This window comes from Bacteroides caecicola (genome assembly GCF_023337095.1).
Classification (GTDB): Bacteria; Bacteroidota; Bacteroidia; order Bacteroidales; family Bacteroidaceae; genus Phocaeicola; species Phocaeicola gallinarum.
This window is the reverse complement of the sequence record NZ_JAMBLM010000002.1, coordinates 318,447-341,961: the sequence shown is the minus strand read 5'-3', so window position 1 is coordinate 341,961 and position 23,515 is coordinate 318,447. Positions and strand designations below refer to the sequence as shown.

Genomic DNA, 23,515 nt, shown 5'->3' with positions numbered 1-23,515 from the left:
GCGTTTTTTCGGCTTATACTGGCTGCGAATTTCTTCCCGCGCCTTTTGCCGGACGGGTAAATTAGAGCGGTAGTTTCTCTTGTTGTCTTGCTATAAGGGGCACTCGGATACAAAAAAGAGGGGTAAGAAATGTTTCTTCCCCTCTCTTTTTTTGTTTATGAATCTTATGATTGCAACTTTAAGATTACTGCCGTTGAGTAGCTGAGTAGTTAATTTTCAATGCGTAGGCTTGTCGAAGCGCTTGTTTCACTTCAGTGACTATACCCATTTTGGTATTAGCATCTACTTTTAACGAAACAGTCATAAACGGTTTGTCTTCTTCTTTCATGTTTTCACGTTCCTGAAAGATGTAATCTTGTACTTCCGAAGATTCAGCGAATTTGTCATTAAGCTGAATACGGTCGGTTGTTCCCATCGTTTTCTGGTATTCTTTCATCGGTTTACCGATGTAGATGAAAGAAACCAATGATTTCTTTTCAAGTTTTTCCAATTCAGTAGCCTGCGGAACCCGGAACTGAACTTTCAGTGTAACTTCACGCAAGGTGGTTACAATCATGAAGAAGAACAAAATGGTAAAGATAAGGTCGGGCAGAGAAGATGTATTCAACTCCGGCATTTCCCGTTTCCCTGTTTTATTAAATTTTCCCATACTTATTTTCCTCCATATTTTTTAGGTTCAGCTTCTGAAATCTTCTGAGGATAGTAGTCGGTGATAGCCTTCTTTTCATCTTCAGAACATTCCGCCAATGATTTTCCGAACTGAGCTTGTGCCAGCTCATTACGTAATTCATTATATGCGGCTACCAATTCGTTTTGTACTTGAATGTACATGTTATAGCTTGTGCCCACGTCGTTTTGCACAGAAATAACATGCTTGTCAGTAACCATAACGTCGCCGAAGAAAGGCAAACGTTTAGCATGTTTTTCCGGCAAGTTCGGATCATCGCTTGGGTTGGAAATAAATTCCTTAGCTTTTTCTCTTAATTGCTTGATGTCAAACCATTCTCCTCCTACCATCAACTGGTCGTCCTTGTTGATACGTACCTGAAGAACATTTCTTTCCTTCACAATCACGTCTTCTTGGTTTTCGGTATTTTCCGGTGGTGGCGGTAAACGTCTCGCCAACCCCCGGTCTGTATCCATTGATGTGGTTATAAGGAAGAAAATAAGCAACATAAAAGAAATATCAGCCGTAGAACTTGCATTGATTCCGGGCACTTTTCTTTTTGTCTTTGCCATACTTCAATCTCCGTTTTATAATCAATGAATGTTATCTTTGTTTGAATATGCCCAATAAGTTCAGCAACGTACCTATAGCTGCCACAATAAGCAGTACATAAGTAGAATACAAGAACATATCGGTTAATTTCAACAAGAACTTGTTGTCATACGTAACGCCTCCACCCAGCATCATGGTTTCATCAGATCCCATGTTATAGGTTATAATCAGCAAAACGGCCAACAAGATAAGTCCCATAAATGATTTAAGGGCGGCTTTCGGATTGTCTTTTAATGCACTACCGAATTGAATGAGCGCTGCTATAACGGTAACGGCTACACACAGGGCAAACATCCCGTACATTAAGTACATCAATGCAGGTGTATTGGTAGGCTCGGTTAAGCCTGCTGCATTTGTAACATTATACCCTACGCAGTAAAACAGTCCCAAAACGACCAAGATAGCCGCTATGCAGACGTAAAATACGTAGTAGGATAATTTATATGATAACTTAGCCATTGTTTTTATTATTTTTTGTATTTCAAGTTGTATTTCATAATCAAGTCAAGCAATGTGATAGAAGAATCTTCCATCTGGCTTGTAATAGCTTCAATCTTAGACAGGATGTAGTTATAGAATGTCTGAAGAATCAATGCTACAATCAAACCGAAGATGGTAGTAATCAACGCCACCTTCATACCACCTGCAACGACTGTCGGAGAAATATCACCTGCCATCTGGATTTGGTCGAATGCCATAACCATACCGATCACAGTTCCCAAGAATCCCAAAGACGGAGCCATCGCGATAAACAATGTAATCCATGAACATCCTTTTTCAAGGTAACCGGCTTGTACTCCTCCGTACGAAACAACCGAACGTTCTACTACGTCCAAACCTTCGTCAATTCTCATTAATCCCTGATAGCAGATGGAAGCAACAGGACCACGAGTGTTACGACAGATGGTTTTTGCTCCTTCTACATCGCCTTTTTCCAAAGCGTCTTCAACCTTAGCCATCAATTTCTTAACATCTACTTCAGCTAAGCTCAGGTAAATGATACGTTCGATACAGAAAGCCAAACCAAGCACTAAAGCGATAGCAACCAATGACATGAAACCAGCATCACCTTCGATGAATTTGGTCTTTAATTCTTTGTGCATACCGCCTTCTTCAACTACTGCTGGAGTTGTTGCTTCATCTGCTGCTGCGACTTGTTCTGTTTGCTCCGGAGCTGCTGTAGCTGTTGAGTCTTGAGCCATAGCTGCTTGAGTCATTCCAAATGTGAAGACTCCTACCACTGCAAGAATTGCAAATAACTTTTTCATTGTGTGTTTAATTTTTAAGATTATAAATATAGATATGATTCATAGTTACAGATTATTTTCTTTATATTTAGGTTTTGGTTGCGGAGAGAACGGGATTCGAACCCGTGATACGCTTTTGACGTATACACGCTTTCCAGGCGTGCCTCTTCAACCACTCGAGCACCTCTCCATCATATCGGATGCAAATTAATAAATAAATTGCAAACAACAAATGATTACTTGTACAAATGTATTCTTTTTTTTTGTCTTACCTAACATTCACTTTAGCAAACTTTGATTATTCCTATAAATTTAATGAATTTTAAATGTTTTTCGCTGTCTTCTTGAAGACTTTTAGAGCGTTTTTCGTTGTAGCATAAGCAATGTCTGCGGTAGGTACATCGTATATTTCTGCAAGTTTTTCTGCTATCTTGGTTAGATAAGCGCTTTCGTTTCTTTTACCTCTGTACGGAACAGGAGCAAGGTATGGGGAGTCTGTTTCTAAAACGATTCGGTTTAGCGGAACGGTTTTTAGGGTTTCAGGCAAAAGATTTCGCTTGAAAGTAACCACTCCGTTTATGCCTAACATAAATCCATCATACTCCAACAGCTTATGTGCTTCTTCTTCTGTTCCTGAAAAGCAATGAAAAATACCATGTAGCTTTGTGTCTTTGTAAGGTTCGAAAACCGTCATTAAATCTGTGAAAGCATTACGGCAATGGATAATCAGGGGCAAGTCTTTTTCTAATGCCCATTGGATTTGTGTTTCCAATGCTTGCATTTGTTCTTTTCGGAAAGTTTTGTCCCAATACAAGTCTAACCCGACTTCGCCGATGCCATAAAATCTGCGTGCAGAATCTAACCATTTTCTTATGACGTTTAAACGTTGTTTCCAATTCTCGTCTACAGAAGTGGGGTGTAATCCAATCAAAGGGTAACATTCGTCATGGTTTTCGCATAGAGAAAGCATCGCTTCAACTGTAGTGTCGTCTATGTTCGGCATAAACAGTCTGCTTACTCCTGATTCTCTGGCACGGATGATGGCAAGTTCTCGATCTTCGTCGAATTCTTCCGTGTAAAGGTGTGTATGTGTGTCTATTAAAGCTATCATGGTTTTATAATTTACGGTCTACTAAGCGACAAACGAATGAGCGTAAGTTTTCTTTGAGTGAATCTTCTACCGAAACCTTGTCTAATAGAGCCAATCCTTCAGCGTAATATCTTTGGATTTCTGTTTTGCAGGCAGTGGCAATTCCTACCTTATTATATATATGTGTAACGGCGGCAATCTTTTCGTCCGGATTGAAGTCCGTAGCTTCCAACCAGTATTTCAGAATCTCTTTGTCGTTTCCTTCCGCACTGTTCAGAGCGGTTATCAGCATGTAAGTTTTCTTATTGCATAGGATGTCACCTCCAATTTTCTTTCCGAAAACAGCCGGGTCTCCATACACGTCTAAATAATCATCTTGTAGTTGGAATGCTAATCCCATTTTGATACCGAAGTCATATAAACATTGTGCGTCTTCGGCTGGTGCTCCTCCTAAGATAGCCCCAATCTTTAAAGCGCCAGCTAAGAGGACAGAAGTTTTCAAACGAATCATTTCGATGTATTCTTCTATTGTAACATCTTCGCGGGTTTCAAACTCCATGTCCCATTGCTGTCCTTCGCATACTTCAAGCGTTGTTTTGCTGAATGTTTCCATTACAGAACGCATATATGCAGTTGGGCAATCTTGCATGGTGAGTTGGTAAGCAAGTATCACCATGGCATCTCCTGATAGGATGGCTGTGTTTTCGTTCCATTTTTTATGAACCACAGGTTTTCCCCTGCGCATTTCTGCTTTATCCATTAAGTCGTCATGCAGCAACGTGAAATTGTGATAAGTTTCTATTCCGGCAGCTTGTGGGAAAATTTGTTCTACATCTTCCTTATACAGATTATATGCCAACAGCATTAAGACGGGGCGCAGACGTTTCCCCCCTAATGACAAAACATACTCTATGGGTTCGTACAAACCTTTGGGTTCGTGCGTATAAGATAGATTTTCTATGTAGTTATGTATTTGTTTGAATAGCTGTTCGCTTGTTTGTTGTATCATATCTTATTAAGTATTAAGAACTTCTTGAGTGAAAAGGTAAAAGACCTGCAAACATTCAAATGCGGATGCTTACAAGCCTTTTACTCATTTTTTTATGGAGAAGTATAGGAATTATCTCTGATAATAGGTCAGAGTCCTATCTGTTCTCGTTTACTGCAATTTAAATGTTACCGGAACAGTGTATTTTACACGTACAGGTTTTCCACGCTGTTTTCCGGGTTTCCATTTGGGCATCATTTGGATAACTCGTAATGCTTCTTTGTCGAGATAAGGGTCGACAGTACGCATTACCACCGGGTCAACGATAGAGCCGTCCTGATTAACCACAAATTGGATAATGACACGTCCTTGAATACCGTTTTCCTGTGCGATAGTCGGATATTTGATGTTTTTACTGATGAATTTCAAACATTCCGCCATACCTCCCGGAAACTCCGGCATTTCTTCTACGACTTGGAATATCTGTTGTTCTTCCGGTTCCTCTTCTTCCACTTCAACCGGTACATATTTGATTTCTACCGCTTGATTATTTTCTTCACTGGAAGAAATTGTCGATTCTTCTACATTGGCATCGTTATCGGCAATTTGCAACACTTCTTCCATTTTCGGGGCTTCGGGTGGAGGAGGAGTTTCGGGTTGTTTTTCTTCTTGTTCCGTAATAGGAATCATTTCCTCTTCAAAAATCGGCTCAGTGATACCCGTGTCGGTTACGATTTTTTTGTCACGTTCTGTCCATTCGAAAGCAACAAACATCGCTGCCAAAACCAGTACAAAACCGATTAACAGTCCGGTAGTTCTTTTGCTTTCCAGATCTGCTTTGGGCGATTTCTTGATTTCCATAAATAATTTATTAAGGTTTATAAATCTCTATCTTGCAAATATAAGGTTTTTCTTTCTAAAACCAAACATCTGAGGGTAAAATCTCATTAATACGTTAAACGAATGGTTACTGCTTTATTTTACAACGATTTCGTCGACAAAAAGAACTGAGCCTTGTATGTCGCCCTGCATGGCTTGGTAGCGTACGTAGCGGGCAGAAGTTTCTCCCGTCCACCCGAAGTTTTTGAACGATACGGCATCGTCTTTTACTATCTTGTGGTCGATTTTTGTTAACTCGCTATATTCTTTTCCGTCTTGCGAAACTGAAATTATAACTTGGGCAGGCATATAAACATACGGGCCGCATATTTGCATGAAGTCTGCTCCGATGGAGTGTAGTGTGGTTTCTTCGCCCAAATCGATTACAACATCCATGTCTTTTACATAGCCCAACCATCGTTTATCGTTATAGTTCCATCCTCCGCGCAATCCGTCGGTTAAGGTTTTAGCTCCGTTAGCAGGGTAATTTTCCCAGTAGGGGATATTAAACGTGACAGGCTTGTCTTTTGCCAGATGTTCTATCGGTTCTAATGCTTCTTTGCGGTTGCCTATTTCCTGACTGTAGTCAAAAGTGTTGTATCCTTTCGCTTTTATTTCGGGGATGATTTTCAGAATACGTTGGCGGAAAGAATCCCATGATTTGTTGGCAGGTTGTGTCCATGCTACTTCAGCCAAAGCAATGGCACGCGGGTAGAGCATGTATTCCATGTGTTCGTCTGTTGGGATATATTCTGCAAACAGGTTTCCTTGTACTCCTTTTATTAACTTAGCTTCTTCTTGTGACAATGAGTCGGGCACGGGGTCGTAGCCATACATCTTGTTTAGCGGCAAATATCCTCCTATGGCTTCGGGCTGCGAATAAGGAGCATCTTGGTAGGCATCGAAATAACAATACTCTCCCGGAGTCATGATGGCGGGATGTCCGTCGCGCACGGCTTTGATGCCTCCTTCTTCACCACGCCATGACATTACGGCGGCGTTGGGAGCCACTCCACCCTGCAAAATTTCGTCCCATCCCAGCAGCGTTTTTCCTTTTGCGTTCAAAAAACGCTCTATGCGGTGAATCAGGTAGCTTTGTAATTCGTCTACGTCTTTGAGTCCTTCTTTTTTCATGCGTGCCTGACAGAGCGGACAAGTTTTCCATGATGCTTTGCTTGCTTCGTCTCCGCCTATGTGGATGTATTGCGAGGGGAATAACTCTACCACTTCTGACAATACGTTTTCCAGAAATTCAAATGTCTTTTCATTGCCGATACAGAAGTCGCCTTGCTTGTAAGGCTCGTGTGTACATGACAGTTCGGGGTAAGCCGTCAGCACCTCTTCAGAGTGAGAAGGCATTTCTATTTCAGGGATAATGGTAACACACCGCAGGCGTGCATATTCTAACAGTTCGCGTATTTGGTCTTGCGTGTAATATCCTCCGTATGCTTCCGGGTCGGTTTGTTCACAGTATTGGCGTTCTCCTTCCCACCATGCTTTCCATGTGGCCGGTTTACGCCATGCGGCAAATTCCGTCAGGCGGGGATATTGCTTGATTTCCAGTCGCCATCCGGCACCGTCGGTCAGGTGTAGGTGCAAACGGTTGATTTTGTAAGAAGCCAGCAGGTCTATTTGTTTTTTCAGAAAGTCTATTGTCCGGAAGTGGCGGGAAACATCGAGCATGATTCCGCGGTACTCAAACCGAGGTTCGTCGGCGATGGTTACCGCCTGCACTTTTCCTCCTCCGGCTTTAGCCAGTTGCAGCAACGTCTGTACGCCGTAAAACAGTCCGGCGTCTGAAGTTGCTTGTATACTGATGGTTTCGGGACGGACCGTTAGCGTGTATCCTTCGGGGTGATGAACAGTAGGTAACTGCTCCACACGCTCCAGCAGAATCATGTTTCGTTCCGGAACCGTTTTTGCATACTGTACCGGCAGTTGTCCGCTGCTTTTGAAAGCTGTGTTGATGATGGTACTATCTATACCACTTCCTTTCAGAGTTATCCAAGTATCATTGTTCCAATTGAATGTTCCGTTATCTACGGTGCATGACAAGGGGGTAGGGGTCAGCTCTACGGTAGCCTGTTTGTCGGAACAACTGCTCACGAGGCAAGCAGATACGATGCAATATAAAGGAAATAAGAATTTTTTCATGTTTGTCAATTTAAAATGATTTCATCTACGTATAACATTGCCGGGATACCTTTTGCTTCATGCCATTCGGGCATGGATTTTTCACCGCTTACTGTAACTTTTACAAAACGTGTTTTCACCGGGTCGAAAGTCAATGTGTGGGTATGTATGCCTTCTTCAGTGCTCGGTTCCATAGTCGGGTAAGATTTCGAAGCTACTTTTTTGTATGCCTTTCCGTCTTCCGACACCTCCACCGTGTATTCTTTGACATCGAATATCCAGCCTCCTTGCCATACAAACGTATGGATGGTAGCCGAACCCACTTCTGTCGGTTCTTCCAAGTCGATTACAGCCTCAAGGCTCTTGCCCTGTACACTGATCCAGCGTCCGGAATCGCGTCCCATGCCACCTTTGCGTCCGTCAACCAAAACGGCAGCTTTTTCCGGTTTCAGATTTTCTTTTCCGGGTTGCAATACCAGCGATATGGGTTTCATGAATCCTTTATGCGTCTGTATCGTGTCGGTATAAATGCGGCTTGCTCCTCGTGAGGGGTGTACCGTCATGGTTTTCAGTACCGAGGCAGATGTTATCATGAACGGTTCGGTATATTGCTCCGATTGTTCTGTCGGGTCTGTGCCGTCAAGAGTGTAGTAAATCGGGTCATCTGCCAGTGATGACAGCGTAACCTGTAAGCCCTTCTGTTCGGTTATAGGCTTGATGTCTACATTTACGTCGTAAATATGTTTTGCATAATTCCAGCCCATGCAATCGTAGATATCAGTCAGTTGAGGCATCCGTTTCAAGAAATCTTTGTAGTTTTTCAGTTCGGGTGCGCTCCATTGTACCTCACACAAGGCAGCCATACGTGGAAGCACCATGTATTGCACTTGGCTGAACGTTCCGATATACTCTGTCCACAAGTTGGCTTGAACACCTTTTATATATTGTGCTTCTTCCGGTTTCAGAACCGACGGGATAGGCTCGTAGCTGTATACCTTTTCGATGGGCACGTAACCGCCGATGGCAAGCGGCTCGTTTTCAGTATCTTTTGTCTGATAATAATCGAAATACAGATAAGTATTCGGGGTCATGATAACATCATGATGCTGGCGTGCAGCTTCTATTCCGCCTGTTTCGCCAATCCATGACATCAGTGTAGCATTGGGCGACAAGCCGCCTTCCAATATTTCTGTCCATCCGATAATTTTCTTACCCTTTGTGCTTAAGAACTTTTCGGCTTCATTGATGATGTAGCTTTGCAGGCGTTGCTCTTTTGTGTGGTGGGCGTCCGATTTCAAACCGAGCGCACGGATGCGTGCCTGACATTTCGGACATTTCTCCCAACGTACTTTCGGGCATTCGTCTCCTCCGATGTGGATGTATTCCGATGGGAATAAGTCTGCCACTTCCGCCAACACATCTTTTATGAACTGAAGGGTGAAATCGTTTCCTGCACACAAAACATCATCCGAAATTCCCCATATTTTTCTTACTTCATACGGTCCTCCCGTACATCCTAATTCGGGATATGCCGTCAGTGCAGCCTGCATGTGTCCCGGCAGGTCTATTTCGGGTATGATTGTAACATAACGCTCGGCAGCATAAGCTATGACTTCTTTGATTTGCTCCTGCGTGAAATATCCGCCGTAGGGAGTTCCGTCGTATTTGCCCGACCCCCATCTGCCTACCAGCGTTTCAGAGCGTTGAGAAGCAACAGACTGTAGTTTGGGGTATTTCTTGATTTCGATGCGCCATCCCTGATCATCGGTCAGGTGCCAATGGAAACGGTTCATGTTATGCAGCACAAGCATGTCGATGTAAGTTTTCACTTCGTCCATGTTGAAGAAGTGTCGGGATACATCTAAATGCATTCCCCGATAACCAAAACGCGGAGCGTCGCTTATCTCAACCGCCGGAAGGTTTACTTCTACATTCTGTGCCACGGGCAATGATTTGCGTAACGTCTGGATGCCGTAAAAGACACCGGCTTCCGATGCGCCTGTAATTATGATTTGCTCTCCGCCAACCGTCAATTTGTATGCCTCCGGATTGTCGTTCTCCAGTCCTAAGCAAAGACATACGGCTCCTTTTTCCGGTTCGCCTTCTTTTATATTCAATGCAAGTCCCGTTTGCTTTTGTACGTACGAAGCCAAAAATTCGGCATTCTTTTTCATCTTTTCATTCCCTGCCGGGTATACGATGTTTACTCCTTCTTTCAAGAGGAACATGTCGTTTGTCACTTCCGAGACTTGTAACGGTTTCGGTATTACCTGATAGTTTGCCATGATAATTTCTTTGTTGGAACAAGATACGGCAAGAACCCCTGCCAATAATAGTCCCCCGATTTTAAATTTCCAATAATTTATCATACCGATAGATTAAGGTTAAGTAGTTGATAATAAGTTATAAAAGTCGCTACATCTTGTATGTGTCAAGTAAGCCTGTACCGGCTTGTTTAAGCCTCCGAAAACGCTACCGTATATGTTCCCCAACGCATCCGTATATGTTCATCAACGCTACCGTATATGTTTTGCAGGTTCTGCTTAGGCTTTGAATATGCTGTAATCAGAGGCGCAAATTGTAACCATAGGCAAATGTAAAGAATAAAACTTAAACAGCGAAACAAAATCACATTATTTAGGAGATGAACTTTGATAAGCCGTCCTTTTTTCCGACATTTGCATGAGAATTATAATCAAGAAAGAACTTGCATGAGAAAAATAGTTATCCTGTTATTTAGCTTGATAGTTTCTTTCGTATCTGTTCAGGCTCAAATTTTTAAGTATCTCGGAACAGACGAAGGGCTTAGTAGTCGGCGGGTGTTATCTGTCAGACAAACAGAGCAAAGCTATATGTGGATACTGACTCATAAAGGGGTAGACCGTTACGACGGTAAGCGGTTTATCCATTATAACTTGCAGAAAGACGGGCGGACGGTTAATTTTTATCCCAACCTGAATTCACTGAAAACCGATAGCAAGAACAGGCTGTGGGAGATAGGGAAAGACGGGTTGGCGTTTTGTTTCGACCGGATGAAAAATCAGTTTCAGTTGAAGTTTTACTTGCGCGATTCGTTTCCGGAAACTCGGAAGAAGCCGGTTACCGCGATATATCTTGACAAGCAGGATAATATTTGGTTTTGTGTCGACAATCAGCAGTACATTTACCGTTGCAGCGAAAACCGCAGTGTCAGGCTTGAGCGTTCTGTGCTGGGTAAGGTAATCAGCATTACGCAGGCAAGCGACGATTTGTTTTACATGGCTACCGAGTATCAGCTGTATGCGGTTCGTCTTCAAGGAGGTGCGTTAAGCGATGTGCAGGTTATTGATTTGAAGAATATCAGCCGGATTAATTACATCTATTATCATGCTTCTTCCGGACAGCTTGTTGTCAATACGCTTTTGGATAAGCTGTTTATTTATCATCCGCAGACCCGTGACTTGGTAAGCATGGGCAATACGATGGAAGACATCGGGGTTAATGCCATTATACCTTGTCGGAAAAATAAAGACGAAATACTGATAGCCACCGATGGCGATGGCGTTTATAAACTTAATGTTCCGCGCCGTAAGCTGGGACATTTCTTGCAGGAAGATAATAAGCAGCCTAACAAAATGAACGGAAGCATCATCGAAGATATTTACATTGATTATGCTGATCGGATTTGGATTGCCATTTATCCGATGGGGATTACTGTCTATAACGAAAAATATCCGAGCTACGAGTGGGTGAAACATTCGCCTAATTATACCAATTCGTTGGTAAACAACAGCATTAACGGAATCATAGAAGATTCGGAAGGCGATACATGGTATGCTACGGATAACGGAGTGAGCTGTTACAATCCGCGTACGAACCGGTGGACGAACTATTGTTCTTCATTCAAAGACGATTTTTATAGCGATAACCATATCTTTTTTTCTCTTTGCGAAATCCATCCGGGAATTATTTTGGCAGGAGGATATATGTCGGGCGTTTATCTGATAAACAAACGGACGGGGAAGAGTGTGTTTTATCAGCAGGAAAGCGACCAGAATAACGAAACGCCCGATAAATACATTCGAAGTATTTATAAGGATGACGAGGGGATTATATGGACCGGAGGAATGTACAGTTTGAAAGCATACGAGCCGGAGAAACGCCAAAATGTGGTATATGATATAGGGTATTCTATTAACCAGATAACCCGGCGCGATAGCGTTTCGTTGTGGATTGGCTCGATGTACGGAATCTATGTATTCGATAAGACGAGAAAAGAATTGCGTGCTTTTCATTCTGACATTGATTTTGGATGTATTAATACGATTTATACTCCTGAAGAACCTGACGGAAATACAAAAACATATTTTGGAACCTATGGCAACGGTTTGTTTGTGGTCGACAATCGGACGGGTGAGATCACTCATTATCATACCGAGAACAGTAGCTTGCAAACGAATAACATTTTCAGCATTTTGCCGAACCGTAATGGCGGATTGATGTTAGGTACAGAATTGGGATTGTCTCTTTTCAATGAAACCGAGGAAACATTTACCTATTGGTCGAAAGAACAAGGGTTGTTGCCTGCCGATTTCAATCCCAATGCAGCCGTACGTACGAGCTATGGCAAACTGATATTTGGCAGTAATGACGGAGCTATTGTATTGCCCGACAGTGTGAGTCTGCCTGATAAATTTTCAAGTCGGATGGTCTTTTCGAACTTTAGCATAATGTACCGCAGTGTAATACCCGGCGTAAAAGGTTCTCCTCTCGTCCGTCCGCTGGATGAAACACCTTCTATCGAATTGGGTTATAACCAAAATACCTTCTCGCTGGAAGTTTCTTCGATTAATTATGACAATCCTTCCAACATCCAGTACAGTTGGAAACTTGAAGGGTTTTACGATGGTTGGACACCGCCGTCAAGCGATGGATTGATACGTTACACCAACCTTTCTCCGGGGAATTATACGCTGAAAGTACGTTCTATCCTGCAAGATAACCATCTTGTGCTGGAAGAACGTACGATACAAATTATTATCGGCCGACCGTTCTGGTTAACGTTTTGGGCATTCTTGATTTATGCGGCACTTATTATCGGTGCAACTTATGCGTGGTTCCGGTATCAGGTTATAAAGCGCGAGCGACGAATTTCTAAAGAAAAAATCAATTTCTTTACCAGCGCAGCGCATGATATCCGTACTCCTTTGACTCTGATTAAAGCTCCTTTGAGCGAAATACAGCGCAATGAGCATTTAAGTGAACAAGGTAAAGCGAATATCGGGCTGGCGATTCAGAACACGGAAAGTTTGTCTGAACTTGCCGATAATTTGCTGAACTTTCAAAAAGAAGATGTTTATAGTTCACAAACTATCGTGTCTGAACATGAATTAAACGATTATTTGCGGAAGTATTTGCATCCTTTTAAAGAATACGCTTTACAAATAGGTATCAGCTTGGCATATAAGAGCGACTTTGAAAACTTGACGGTGTGGATAGACCGGAACAAGATGGATTCGATTATCCGTAATCTGTTATCGAATGCTCTGAAATATACTCCACAAGGCGGAAGCATTACAGTTGAAGCATGGCATAATAAGAACCGGTGGTTTCTTTGTGTTTCTGATACGGGAATTGGTATTCCGAAAGAGAATCAAAAGAAGTTGTTTAAATATCTGTTCAGAGGAGCGAATGCCACAAACCAGTTGATTGCGGGATGTGGCATCGGTATGCTGCTTACTTATCGTCAGATTAAGAACCATGAGGGAAAAATAACGTTCACCAGTACAGAAAAGAAGGGAACAAGTTTTTATCTCAGTTTCCCGATTCATAGCCGGAATTACCACTATAAGCCGTCGGGACAAGAAGAAGAAAGCAAAAATGTATTTACCGGACAGATATCCACTTCTCTTTTAGAGGAAGTGGAGGTAGACAATACCCGTCATCCCGATGCGCCATTGGTACTTGTGGTAGAAGACAACACGGCTTTGCGCTCTTTCATTTTGCAAAACCTTTCGGAGATATATCGGGTAGTTGGTGTTGAAAATGGGCAGCGGGCACTTGAAGAGGTAACGAAGCAACAGCCTGATTTGGTTTTGTCTGACGTGATGATGCCCGTAATGGATGGAAAAGAGTTATGCCGCCGTATCAAGGGAAATATGGAAACCAGTCACATACCGGTTATATTGCTGACTGCATTGGGAAGCCGTGAGCAGATATTGCAGGGCTTGGAGATAAAAGCAGACCAATACATCGTAAAACCTTTCGATATGAAAGTGCTGGAAGCGACCATTCACACGGTTCTTGAAAACCGTAACCTGATTCGGATGCGGTACAGACAGGCGATAGACCATTTGGAAGATGAGGCTATGGAAGCTGTGCCTCCGGTTTCTGCGGGGTTGGATGATGAGTTCATGCAGCGGGTAACGGCTTTGGTTAAAGAAAAGTTAGGCAACGACCTTACGGTAGATACGCTTTGTGCTGCTGTCAATATGAGTCGGACCAGCTTCTATAACAAGATGAAAGCTCTTACCGGAATCGCACCGAATGACTTTATACGGAATATCCGTATGAAAGAAGCCGCTTATCTGTTAAAAACACACCGGTATACGATTGCGGAAATAGCCGACCGTGTGGGGTTTGCCGACCCGAAGTATTTTACAGATGCGTTCAAGAAATTTTACGGTGTGCCGCCCAGCGTATATATGAAACAGGATATTAATCATACAACACGAACTGACTTATGAATTTTTACATCAAATCGTTTCTAATCTTCAGCCGCATCGGGTTGTTTACCATCGGTGGAGGATATGCAATGGTTCCACTGATAGAGGCAGACCTTGTCGACAAGCGGAAATGGATTAGCAAAGAAGATTTTCTCGATTTAATGGCTTTGGCGCAAACTGTTCCGGGGATATTTGCTGTCAATATCGCCATTTTCATCGGTTATAAGATACGTGGATTTTGGGGAGCTTTCTGGATGGCACTGGGAACAGTGCTTCCTTCGTTTGTCATTATGTTGCTCATTGCCCTCTTCTTTCGTCAACTCCAACATTTGGATACGGTTGAGCGTATCTTTAAAGGGATTCGTCCTGCCGTGGTGGCACTGATAGCCGCTCCTACTTTTAAAATGGCAAAGTCGGCACGCATCAGCCGCTACAACATTTGGATTCCGGTTGTTTCTGCCTTGTTTATCTGGTTGTTGGGATTTTCGCCTATCTACGTAATCATTCTTTCCGGATTGGGAGGTTACCTGTATGGGGTGTATGAGAAAAAACAAAAAGCTAAGAAAGGAGAAGAAAAGCAATGATACTGTTTTTACAATTATTTTATACGTTTTTTAAAATCGGACTTTTTGGTTTTGGCGGAGGATACGCCATGCTTTCTATGATTCAGGGCGAAGTGGTAACCCGTTACGGGTGGCTTTCCACATCCGAATTTACAGATATCGTTGCGCTCAGCCAAATGACTCCGGGGCCTATCGGTATCAATTCGGCTACTTATGTGGGATACACGGCTGTTGTGAATGCCGGATATTCTCATGCAGTAGGTGTTATCGGGTCTGTCATCACAACCTTGTCGGTCGTGCTCCCGTCTTTTATTTTGATGATTGTAATCAGCCGTTTCTTCCTGAAGTTTCAGAAACATCCGGCGGTAGAGGCCGTGTTTCGCGGACTGCGCCCCGGCGTGGTAGGCTTGCTTGCCGCCGCTGCTTTGGTATTGATGAACGGAGAGAATTTCGGAACGGATACGTATCAGATTGTTATCAGTTCTTTGCTCTTCATCGGGGTTTTCATTGCTTCTTACCGCTATAAGGTTAACCCGATAATGCTGATTGTGATTTGTGGGGTGTTAGGTTACGCCTTTTATTGAATCGCGCCGGTTTTACCAGCATGACAATGGTGATATGAAAAGCCCCTGCACACCCGTCTGTAAACAAAGCGGTGTGTAGGGGCTTCTCTCATTTTCCGGTTGCCCTAATTTCCGTTATTCTAATGAATCAACGTCCAATTCTTCACTCTTCCGATAGCCTGTACTGGTCAGTACGGCAACCAAAAGCTGTTCTTCATCTACGATTCTCACTTCGATAAACGGAGCGCGGGCATGATTGAATGTTTCGAATGCCTCGGCGTAAACATACCCTTCGCGCGCCGGGCGCAAGAAAGTAATGTTGGCATTCAAGGAAAGTGTCAGTTTCTGATGGCTGTTTGCCACAGCGGCAAAAGCTAAATCGGCTAACGTAAACAACGCTCCGCCCTGACATACGCCTCCTGCGTTCAGGTGGTTTTGCGTGATGAGCATACGTGCTTTCGCATATCCCGGCTGGATTTCCAGCAATTCTACTCCGGCGTTAACCGCAAAGCGGTCGTTCGCCAACATTTCTTTCAGTGTTCCCATAGGTTTAGTGAATAGTAACCATTGTCGCTCCGAAACCATATTCGCGGAACGAAGCGTCTTGGCTTTGGTAAGTTTTATATTTGCGTTTCAGTTCATCTAAAATAGCCCGTCGCAATACGCCGTCGCCCTTTCCGTGGATGAATACAATCCGCTGTCCCTTGCGGTTTTTATATTCGTCGAGCGTTTTGCGGAATACATCCAACTGGTAGTTGAGCATTTCGGCGTTTCCCATTCCGGTGGTATCGTCTAACAGCTCATTGATATGTAAATCTACCTCTACGATGTCGTTTTTCATTGCTTTCGGCTGAGGCTGTTTCCGGGGAGCGGCAGGTACGCTTTTCTGCAACAGCGCTTCTTTAATGTCTTCAGCCGAGACAAACACCTGTTTCGGGCTTTCGTCGTCTTTTACGATGTCGTAAATTAACGCCGGTTCATTGAAGAAATCGGAAGGCTGGAAAGTGTGCAGTTTATAAAACTTCACCGTGTCGATGCGTATTTCTTGGCTTACAGCCGGCTTGAGCTGGAAACTGCGGTCGTCTTTATAAGCCACTAATTGGACTGCTACGCGCTCCATTTCGTTCAGGTTAGCCTTTTCAAACTCTTCGAGGTGCATTTTCATGTTCGGCTTTACCGTGCCCCGGCTGCGCAATGTCCAGTTTTTCCCTTCTGCCGCCAGATACAGAAAATCAATAAAATAATTGCTGTCGTTTATCAGGTAAGCATCAAAGGCTGTGGTGGATATCGCTTTAGCGTCTTGCGGAACGTAAGCCAGAAAGACATTCAGCACGTCATTTCCCCGAATCTCAGGCGCACGGTAAGTGATGGGTTTGTCATCTTCTTCCTCTTCTTCCGTTTCGGGAGCTGCCTGCACCGGTTTCGATGTCGTTTTCAGCGGGATATTGTAATCGTCTGTTTCTATCACGACACATTCGCGTATGAGCATGGGTATTTCGAATCCGTCTTCATCTTCTACCAGCGCAATGTCTTTTCCCTGAAAGCCTTTCACTACGCCGCCTCCTACTTCGCTTAAAAAGCGGACTTTATCTCCTATTTTCATTGTCTCTTATCTTTAATTGATTGAGTTACAAATGTAAAAAGTTTCCGGTAAAAAAGAAAACATTGACCTTATTTATACTTTCTTTCCTTACGAAAAAAAAGAAGGGGAAATAGTCAGCCGATATATCCTGAAAAACGCTAACGGTAGCGTGGGGCATTCCATGCGGTAGTGTTGACCGATTCTATTCGGAAGACTGACCGGTTCTACCGTTAGTGTTTTTGACGTTTACGGCTAAGAGGTAAAAGGCTTGAAACAAGGCGGTTATGCGTATTCATGTTTCATCCCGTTTTTTTTACCTTCTGATAACGCGCCGGCGCTTGCGGTGTTGCAATCGTTTGCGTTTGTACGCCGTCCACCGACGGTGAATTTGCCAGAGGCTCAAACCTCCCACCACTACAAGTATCAGGACTACGATGCCGCTGTTCAGATTGTCTCCTTTTACGCGCGACCAAATTTCAAGCACCTGTGCCGTATGTTCGCCGAAATCTCGAATCATGGCGCAGCGGGCAATAACGGAGCGGTCGGGATATTGCGTATTACGCAGTTTCACATGTTTCGCCGTATCGCCGAAAAAATAGCTCGCATCCACATACCCGGTCAGCGTAGAGTCGGTACAAGCCTCCAGTATTTCGGGGGCGGCTATCGAACTGACGTATCCGTTTTCTTCCATATTGCGCAAAGCAATGTCGGGACGGCAAAGGAAATTGATGAAGTAACTTGCTGCCTCTTTGTTACGGGCGTACCGGGGGATTACCCAACCGTCGTACCAAACGTTGCTGCCTTCCTCCGGCACGGTATAAGCCAAGTCAACGCCTACTGCCTGTGCCTCCTCGATGGCCCACTGCGCATCTCCGCTCCACGTCATGTTCAGCCACGCCTTTCCTTTGGTCATCATTTCCTTGCCGAAATCGGCTTCCCAACCCGCCACATTCGGTTTCAGCAGCTTCAGATACTTTTCCACCGAGTCCATAGCCGCAGGCGAGTAGTCGTTCATCAGCTCAGATACCGTCTTGCTTCCATCTTTCAACTCCTGCCGGTGCGCATACAGCAATGCCGTTCCGTAAGAATCGCGGTAAGCATCTTTCATCAGAATTTTTCCAGAAAAGCGTTTGTCCCACAGACATCCCCATGACGCCAACTCCTCTTCTTTGACAAATTTCTTATTGTAAAGGATGCCTGCCGTTCCCCACATGTAACAAACGGCATACCGGCTGGCAGGCAAGTCGCCGTCTGCCGTCAGCTTGTCAATCTGCTCGCGGATAAACGGGGCAACGTTGTTCATATAATTGGGAGAGTGGGCAAATACCGTGTCGATAGGCAACAGCAACCCCTTATGCAGCATACGTTCGATGATATATTCCGAGGGGCATACCACATCAAAGTCTTCGTGACCCTTTTCTATCTTGGTAAGCATGATTTCGTTGATATCAAAGGTTTGATACACGATTCGTATGTCTTTTCCGGTCTGTTCCTTGTAATACTGTTGGAAATCTTCCAGCACACCTTCGCCGATGTAATCTGCCCAGTTATAGATTTTAAGTATATTCTCCCGCTTTTCGGCGGCATTATAACAACTCGAAAATCCGATACAGGCAAGTAATGTTACGAGGATAAGATTCAGCTTTTTCATTTCGTTTTCTGTGATTGAAGTTGTTTCTTCTTATCAGTCCGCAGGTTAAGCACGATGAGGGTAACCAATATCACGATAAAGATAATGGCAGACAGCGGACGCAGTTCGGGCGTCAGTCCTCCCTTGCGGGCATCAGCATAGATGTAGGTAGAGAGGGTTTCCAATCCCTGATTTCCGATGGTAAATACCGTTACGGCGAAATCGTCGATAGAGATAGTCAACGCCAGAATAAACCCGCTTATCATTCCCGGACGGATTTCGGGGATGATAACTTTCCATAACGCCTGCATGGGCGTAGCTCCCAAGTCGAGTGCCGCTTCATATAGGTTCGGATTCATCTGTTTCAGTCGGGGAAGCACACTCAATACCACGTAAGGCGTACAAAACGTAATATGTGCCAATACGACGGTAGTAAATCCCTGAGTGATTCCTAACGAAACGAACAGCAGGAACAGCGAAATACCCGTAATAATGTCTCCGTTCAGAATAGGAATGGTATTGACAAACCCCATTGCTTTACGGCTTCGTGCTTTCAGGTTGAAGATACCTATTGCTGCGATGCTGCCCAAAAGGGTAGAGACCGTTGCCGCGATAACAGCAATCGCCACGGTGTTGATACACGCATTCATGAGCGAATGATGGGCATTGGTATTTAAGAGCGAGCCGTAAAGTTTCAGCGAGAATCCCGTCCAGTTACCCAATACTTTCGATTCGGTAAACGAATAGATGATGATGATAGCTATCGGGGCATAAAGCAGTAACAGCAACACCCATAGGTAGGTCTGCATAAGGATTCGTTTTACCATAGTCCGCCTCCTTTCTCTGTTTCTGATTTCTCATCGGAACTGAAGAGCGAAGTGGCGGCTATCAGGAATAACATAATCAGCGACAGCGCCGCGCCGTAGTTCCACAAACTGTTGTTGATGTTCTCCTGAATCGTAGTACCAAACAGCTTGATGTTATTCATCGTAAGCAGTTCGGCGATGGCAAAGGTAGAGATGGTAGGCATGAACACCATCATGATTCCGCTCACGATGCCCGGCATGGAGAGCGGGAAGACTACTTTCCAGAATACCTGATAAGAGTTTGCCCCCAAGTCTTGTGCCGCTTCGATGTAGCTGCTGTCCATTTTCTGTAATGTATTGTATATCGGATAAATCATGAAAGGAATGAAGTTATAGATCATTCCGAATATCAAAGCGCCTTCGCCCAGCGGCAGTTGGAAGAAATCGAACAGAGCTACCGTGGCAAGCGTACGCACCAGTATGTTTACCCACATGGGGAGGATGAACAGCATGATGATGGTTTTCGAGTAGCTTGATTTGCTCCGGCTCAGAATCCAAGCGGCGGGATACCCCAAGAGGATGCACCCGATGGTGGTAAGGATGGCGATGCCGATGGAATAAATAAAGGTGTTCATGGCCTCGGGATGGTCGAAGAACTTACGGAAGTTGTCCAGCGTAAGGTGTCCGCCATCGTCGGTAAAGGCGTAAACCACAATCAGCAGCAGCGGGATGATTACAAATATCACTGAAAATATCAGGTAAGGCAGCGTCCAACTTTTACGCGACGCGAAAAATAGTTGCAGTTTGTTCATTTCTTTAATAAAAGCAGGCAACAGGGTTATACAATAACACGGATGTCTTGGGGACGGATGGTGATACCCACACGGTCGGAATCGTCCCACACATCGTTCGTGTCAACAAAAACGTTTTCATCCCAGTCTGATAGCACGGTCAGGTGATAATGATTCCCCTTGTAAAGGATAAACTTCACTTCGCCCGTCAACATTCCGTCTTCGGCATCGTCTTGCAGGATAACCTTGTCGAAGTCTACCTCTATGCGCACCGGTTGTCCGCTTTCCGGAATCTTTTCAGACGGTATGGGAGCACATTCAAATTCACATCCCAAGAATTCTACGTGGGTGGTGTCTTTTACTTTTCCTTCGAACACATTGCAAGTACGCTCTTTCTTCATAATATGGATATCGAACGGCTTGACGAGCAGTCCCACTTCGCTGCCCACCTCGAACGCATGATAATCTTGAACGATAATCTCATAGTCGGCACACATCACTGCCATTTCGTAATGAACACCCTTGAAGATGCACGACTGTACCACGCCGCGCAGTTGTGCCCGGTCTGATACGGGGAATATGTATAAATCTTCCGGGCGGATAACCACATCCACCGGAGCGTTCTCGCCGAAACCTTCATCGACACACTCAAACTCTTGTCCGCAGAACCTAACCAGCTTGTCTTTCACCATTGTACCGTTCAGGATGTTGCTTTCGCCGATAAAATCTGCTACAAACGCATTGATAGGCTCATTATAAATATCGGTAGGCGTGCCGATTTGCTGTATTTTCCCCTCACTCATTACTACGATGGTGTCGCTCAGCGTAAGCGCTTCCTCTTGGTCGTGGGTGACATAAACAAAGGTGATGCCCAGCCGTTTGTGCATCTCTTTCAGCTCCATCTGCATGTCTTTCCGCATCTTGAGGTCGAGCGCAGCCAGCGGTTCGTCGAGCAGTAACACCTCTGGCTCGTTGACGATGGCACGCGCTATCGCCACCCGTTGCTGCTGTCCGCCCGAAAGCGAGTCCACATCGCGATACTCGTAGTCCGTCATTCCCACCATTTTCAATGCAGCTTTCACCTTGCGCGTCATGTCTTGCTTGGGCATCTTTTTCAGTTTCAGCCCGAAAGCAATGTTGTCGTACACGTTCAGATGAGGGAACAAGGCATATTTTTGAAAGACCGTATTGACCGGCCGCCTGTGGGGAGGCGTTTGGGTTATTTCTTTTCCGCTGATACAGATGTTCCCTTCCGATGCGGTTTGAAATCCGGCAATCAGTCGCAGCAACGTTGTTTTTCCACATCCCGACGGCCCCAATATCGTTACAAACTCCCCTTTGCGGATGGAAAGATTGATGTGGTCTAAAGCTGTTTTGTCACCAAAAAACTTAGATACGTTGTTTATTTCAATGATTGTTTTGTTATCGTTTTGCATGTCTTTTGAAAATTGTGCGCAAAGATACATATATAATGTTACAGCGGTAAATGTTTGGGCAAATAAATTGCGCGGAATGCTTATTCTTATGCCGATGAAACCGGCTTGAAACACAAGCCGTAGCGTTAGTAAACACATGCGGTAGTTTGAACAGGTTTATGCGGTAGTGTTGATGAACACATGCGGTAAAGAAAACGGCCTAATATTGACGGCTTTTGAAACTTTTATTTATCTTTGTTCCGCATTTGTCATTAACAGAATTAAAGAGTAAATATGAAAAAGATAATCATAGCCATAGACGGATTTTCATCGTGCGGGAAAAGCACGATGGCGAAAGACCTTGCCAGAGAAGTTGGATATATCTATATCGACACCGGAGCAATGTATCGCGCCGTTACGCTGTATTGTATCGAACATAATCTGTTTAACGCCGACGGAACCATCCGTGAAGAAGAACTGAAGACACAAATGCAGGATATACACATTTCGTTCCGTTTGGATGCCGAAACGCAACGCCCCGTAACCTATCTGAACGGGGCAGATGTGGAAAACCGCATCCGTACGATGGAGGTATCTTCACGTGTCAGTCCGGTGGCCACATTGGGATTCGTGCGCGAAGCGTTGGTTCGCCAGCAACAGGAGATGGGCAAAGACAAAGGCATCGTGATGGACGGCAGAGACATCGGCACGGTGGTTTTTCCGGATGCCGAACTGAAAATATTTGTAACCGCTTCTGCTGAAATACGCGCCCGTCGCCGGTACGACGAGCTGAAAGCAAAGGGCGAGGAGGCTTCGTTCGAAGAAATCTTGCATAACGTAGAGGAACGAGACCGCATTGACCAAAACCGCGAAGTGAGTCCGCTGCGTAAGGCAGACGATGCTGTTTTGTTGGATAATAGCAATATGACCATTGCCGAACAGAAAGAATGGTTGAAACGTCAATTTGATAAGGCTGTACATGTATAACGTAGAAATAGACGAAGGGTCGGGCTTCTGTTTCGGGGTGACAACCGCCATCCGCAAGGCGGAAGAGGAGCTGGCTAAGGGTGAACCGCTCTACTGCTTGGGAGATATCGTGCATAACGGTCAGGAATGTGAGCGGCTGAAAAAGATGGGGCTTATCACCATTGACCACGAGATGTTTGCCCGTTTGAAAAACGTGAAAGTATTGCTCCGCGCTCATGGCGAACCGCCTCAGACTTACGAGCTGGCGCAAAAAAACAACATCGAGATTATCGACGCCACGTGTCCGGTAGTGCTTCGGCTGCAAAAACGCATCAAGCAGGAATACGACACAACACCCACCGACCGCGAGAAGCAAATTGTTATCTACGGGAAAAAAGGACATGCCGAAGTATTGGGACTGGTAGGGCAGACCAACGGGCGGGCTGTCGTTATCGAAAAGTTAGAGGAAGTCGAGAAGCTGGACTTCTCGAAAGATATCCGGCTGTATTCGCAAACCACCAAGTCGCTCGACGAGTTCCGCAAGTTAGTGGCGTACATCGAAAGCCACATTTCGGCAGATGCTTCCTTTCAATATTACGACACGATATGCAGGCAAGTGGCAAACCGTATGCCTAATATCCGCGAGTTTGCCGCTTCGCACGACTTGATATTTTTTGTTTGCGGGCATAAAAGTTCGAACGGGAAAATACTTTTTCAGGAATGTAAGAAGGTAAATCCCAACTCGTATCAGATAGACCGTCCGGAAGAAATAGACAAGAATTTGCTGAAAGACGCTCTTTCTATTGGAATATGCGGAGCCACTTCAACGCCGAAATGGTTGATGGAAGCCTGCAAAAAAGTAATAATGAACGAATAACG

General features: G+C 44.5%; 20 protein-coding genes and 1 tRNA gene. 5 read left to right on the top strand and 16 right to left on the bottom strand.

The window, feature by feature from the left end:
* Positions 1-184 precede the first annotated feature (184 nt).
* From M3085_RS03125 to M3085_RS03080, 10 genes are all read right to left on the bottom strand, one after another.
* Complete coding sequence (locus M3085_RS03125) at positions 185-649, bottom strand: ExbD/TolR family protein (RefSeq protein WP_178257632.1); 465 nt, start codon at positions 647-649, stop codon at positions 185-187.
* A gap of 2 nt (positions 650-651) precedes the next feature.
* On the bottom strand, positions 652-1,239 hold the full coding sequence (locus M3085_RS03120; protein WP_178257633.1) for an ExbD/TolR family protein: 588 nt from the start codon (positions 1,237-1,239) through the stop codon (positions 652-654).
* A 31-nt stretch (positions 1,240-1,270) separates the two neighbouring features.
* Positions 1,271-1,738, bottom strand: coding sequence for a hypothetical protein (locus M3085_RS03115; protein ID WP_178257634.1), 468 nt, complete (start codon positions 1,736-1,738; stop codon positions 1,271-1,273).
* Positions 1,739-1,746: 8 nt separating this feature from the next.
* Complete coding sequence (locus tag M3085_RS03110) at positions 1,747-2,547, bottom strand: MotA/TolQ/ExbB proton channel family protein (RefSeq protein WP_178257635.1); 801 nt, start codon at positions 2,545-2,547, stop codon at positions 1,747-1,749.
* 81 nt (positions 2,548-2,628) lie between these two features.
* Positions 2,629-2,716 (bottom strand) — tRNA-Ser (locus M3085_RS03105).
* 132 nt (positions 2,717-2,848) lie between these two features.
* A complete protein-coding gene (locus M3085_RS03100; protein WP_191710336.1) occupies positions 2,849-3,637 on the bottom strand; it encodes a TatD family hydrolase in 789 nt (262 codons plus the stop codon).
* Positions 3,638-3,641: 4 nt separating this feature from the next.
* A complete protein-coding gene (locus M3085_RS03095; RefSeq protein ID WP_249052252.1) occupies positions 3,642-4,625 on the bottom strand; it encodes a polyprenyl synthetase family protein in 984 nt (327 codons plus the stop codon).
* A gap of 150 nt (positions 4,626-4,775) precedes the next feature.
* Positions 4,776-5,465 carry an energy transducer TonB gene (locus tag M3085_RS03090; protein WP_178256530.1) on the bottom strand — a complete coding sequence of 230 codons (690 nt, stop codon included), beginning with the start codon at positions 5,463-5,465 and terminating at the stop codon, positions 4,776-4,778.
* 114 nt (positions 5,466-5,579) lie between these two features.
* On the bottom strand, positions 5,580-7,637 hold the full coding sequence (locus M3085_RS03085; protein WP_178256531.1) for a family 20 glycosylhydrolase: 2,058 nt from the start codon (positions 7,635-7,637) through the stop codon (positions 5,580-5,582).
* 5 nt (positions 7,638-7,642) lie between these two features.
* Positions 7,643-9,985 carry a family 20 glycosylhydrolase gene (locus M3085_RS03080; protein ID WP_178256532.1) on the bottom strand — a complete coding sequence of 781 codons (2,343 nt, stop codon included), beginning with the start codon at positions 9,983-9,985 and terminating at the stop codon, positions 7,643-7,645.
* A 342-nt stretch (positions 9,986-10,327) separates the two neighbouring features.
* Here M3085_RS03080 and M3085_RS03075 point away from each other — a divergent pair, with 342 nt between their 5' ends.
* Genes M3085_RS03075 through M3085_RS03065 form a run of 3 tightly spaced genes read left to right on the top strand, consistent with a single transcriptional unit; the run spans position 10,328 to position 15,467 of the window.
* A complete protein-coding gene (locus tag M3085_RS03075) occupies positions 10,328-14,341 on the top strand; it encodes a response regulator (protein ID WP_249052251.1) in 4,014 nt (1,337 codons plus the stop codon).
* Positions 14,338-14,904: a chromate transporter gene (locus M3085_RS03070; RefSeq protein ID WP_178256534.1), complete on the top strand. Its 567-nt coding sequence runs from the start codon at positions 14,338-14,340 to the stop codon at positions 14,902-14,904. Before M3085_RS03075 ends, M3085_RS03070 begins: the two co-directional genes overlap by 4 nt.
* On the top strand, positions 14,904-15,467 hold the full coding sequence (locus tag M3085_RS03065) for a chromate transporter (protein WP_191710410.1): 564 nt from the start codon (positions 14,904-14,906) through the stop codon (positions 15,465-15,467). Before M3085_RS03070 ends, M3085_RS03065 begins: the two co-directional genes overlap by 1 nt.
* 114 nt (positions 15,468-15,581) lie before the next feature.
* On the opposite strand, the gene M3085_RS03060 is transcribed toward M3085_RS03065, so the two are convergent.
* The 6 genes from M3085_RS03060 to M3085_RS03035 all read right to left on the bottom strand — a co-directional run bounded on the left by M3085_RS03060 (position 15,582) and on the right by M3085_RS03035 (position 21,691).
* Positions 15,582-15,992 (bottom strand): PaaI family thioesterase, encoded by a 411-nt coding sequence (locus tag M3085_RS03060; protein WP_191710340.1) that lies wholly within the window; start codon positions 15,990-15,992, stop codon positions 15,582-15,584.
* 4 nt (positions 15,993-15,996) lie between these two features.
* The gene (locus M3085_RS03055; RefSeq protein ID WP_249052250.1) at positions 15,997-17,049 is read right to left on the bottom strand and encodes a DUF2027 domain-containing protein; all 1,053 of its coding nucleotides are present in this window, start codon (positions 17,047-17,049) and stop codon (positions 15,997-15,999) included.
* A 292-nt stretch (positions 17,050-17,341) separates the two neighbouring features.
* Complete coding sequence (locus M3085_RS03050) at positions 17,342-18,670, bottom strand: ABC transporter substrate-binding protein (protein WP_410554128.1); 1,329 nt, start codon at positions 18,668-18,670, stop codon at positions 17,342-17,344.
* A gap of 5 nt (positions 18,671-18,675) precedes the next feature.
* Positions 18,676-19,485, bottom strand: coding sequence for an ABC transporter permease (locus M3085_RS03045; protein ID WP_178256538.1), 810 nt, complete (start codon positions 19,483-19,485; stop codon positions 18,676-18,678).
* Positions 19,479-20,276 (bottom strand): ABC transporter permease, encoded by a 798-nt coding sequence (locus M3085_RS03040; RefSeq protein WP_191710344.1) that lies wholly within the window; start codon positions 20,274-20,276, stop codon positions 19,479-19,481. Before M3085_RS03040 ends, M3085_RS03045 begins: the two co-directional genes overlap by 7 nt.
* Before the next feature lie 26 nt (positions 20,277-20,302).
* Positions 20,303-21,691 carry an ABC transporter ATP-binding protein gene (locus M3085_RS03035; protein ID WP_178256540.1) on the bottom strand — a complete coding sequence of 463 codons (1,389 nt, stop codon included), beginning with the start codon at positions 21,689-21,691 and terminating at the stop codon, positions 20,303-20,305.
* A gap of 273 nt (positions 21,692-21,964) precedes the next feature.
* Here M3085_RS03035 and cmk point away from each other — a divergent pair, with 273 nt between their 5' ends.
* Both cmk and M3085_RS03025 read left to right on the top strand, forming a co-directional pair.
* On the top strand, positions 21,965-22,657 hold the full coding sequence (cmk, locus tag M3085_RS03030; RefSeq protein ID WP_178256541.1) for a (d)CMP kinase: 693 nt from the start codon (positions 21,965-21,967) through the stop codon (positions 22,655-22,657).
* Positions 22,650-23,513 (top strand): 4-hydroxy-3-methylbut-2-enyl diphosphate reductase, encoded by an 864-nt coding sequence (locus M3085_RS03025; protein ID WP_178256542.1) that lies wholly within the window; start codon positions 22,650-22,652, stop codon positions 23,511-23,513. Before cmk ends, M3085_RS03025 begins: the two co-directional genes overlap by 8 nt.
* The last annotated feature ends 2 nt before the right edge of the window (positions 23,514-23,515 follow it).

Coding starts and splice junctions, on each gene's coding strand:
- M3085_RS03025 (WP_178256542.1), top strand. CDS start 22,650: ATGTATAACGTAGAAATAGACGAAGGGTCGGGCTTCTGTTTCGGGGTG.
- M3085_RS03080 (WP_178256532.1), bottom strand. CDS start 9,985: ATGATAAATTATTGGAAATTTAAAATCGGGGGACTATTATTGGCAGGG.
- M3085_RS03090 (WP_178256530.1), bottom strand. CDS start 5,465: ATGGAAATCAAGAAATCGCCCAAAGCAGATCTGGAAAGCAAAAGAACT.
- M3085_RS03115 (WP_178257634.1), bottom strand. CDS start 1,738: ATGGCTAAGTTATCATATAAATTATCCTACTACGTATTTTACGTCTGC.
- M3085_RS03120 (WP_178257633.1), bottom strand. CDS start 1,239: ATGGCAAAGACAAAAAGAAAAGTGCCCGGAATCAATGCAAGTTCTACG.
- M3085_RS03045 (WP_178256538.1), bottom strand. CDS start 19,485: ATGGTAAAACGAATCCTTATGCAGACCTACCTATGGGTGTTGCTGTTA.
- M3085_RS03100 (WP_191710336.1), bottom strand. CDS start 3,637: ATGATAGCTTTAATAGACACACATACACACCTTTACACGGAAGAATTC.
- M3085_RS03040 (WP_191710344.1), bottom strand. CDS start 20,276: ATGAACAAACTGCAACTATTTTTCGCGTCGCGTAAAAGTTGGACGCTG.
- cmk (WP_178256541.1), top strand. CDS start 21,965: ATGAAAAAGATAATCATAGCCATAGACGGATTTTCATCGTGCGGGAAA.
- M3085_RS03035 (WP_178256540.1), bottom strand. CDS start 21,691: ATGCAAAACGATAACAAAACAATCATTGAAATAAACAACGTATCTAAG.
- M3085_RS03070 (WP_178256534.1), top strand. CDS start 14,338: ATGAATTTTTACATCAAATCGTTTCTAATCTTCAGCCGCATCGGGTTG.
- M3085_RS03060 (WP_191710340.1), bottom strand. CDS start 15,992: ATGGGAACACTGAAAGAAATGTTGGCGAACGACCGCTTTGCGGTTAAC.
- M3085_RS03075 (WP_249052251.1), top strand. CDS start 10,328: ATGAGAAAAATAGTTATCCTGTTATTTAGCTTGATAGTTTCTTTCGTA.
- M3085_RS03125 (WP_178257632.1), bottom strand. CDS start 649: ATGGGAAAATTTAATAAAACAGGGAAACGGGAAATGCCGGAGTTGAAT.
- M3085_RS03110 (WP_178257635.1), bottom strand. CDS start 2,547: ATGAAAAAGTTATTTGCAATTCTTGCAGTGGTAGGAGTCTTCACATTT.
- M3085_RS03095 (WP_249052252.1), bottom strand. CDS start 4,625: ATGATACAACAAACAAGCGAACAGCTATTCAAACAAATACATAACTAC.
- M3085_RS03085 (WP_178256531.1), bottom strand. CDS start 7,637: ATGAAAAAATTCTTATTTCCTTTATATTGCATCGTATCTGCTTGCCTC.
- M3085_RS03055 (WP_249052250.1), bottom strand. CDS start 17,049: ATGAAAATAGGAGATAAAGTCCGCTTTTTAAGCGAAGTAGGAGGCGGC.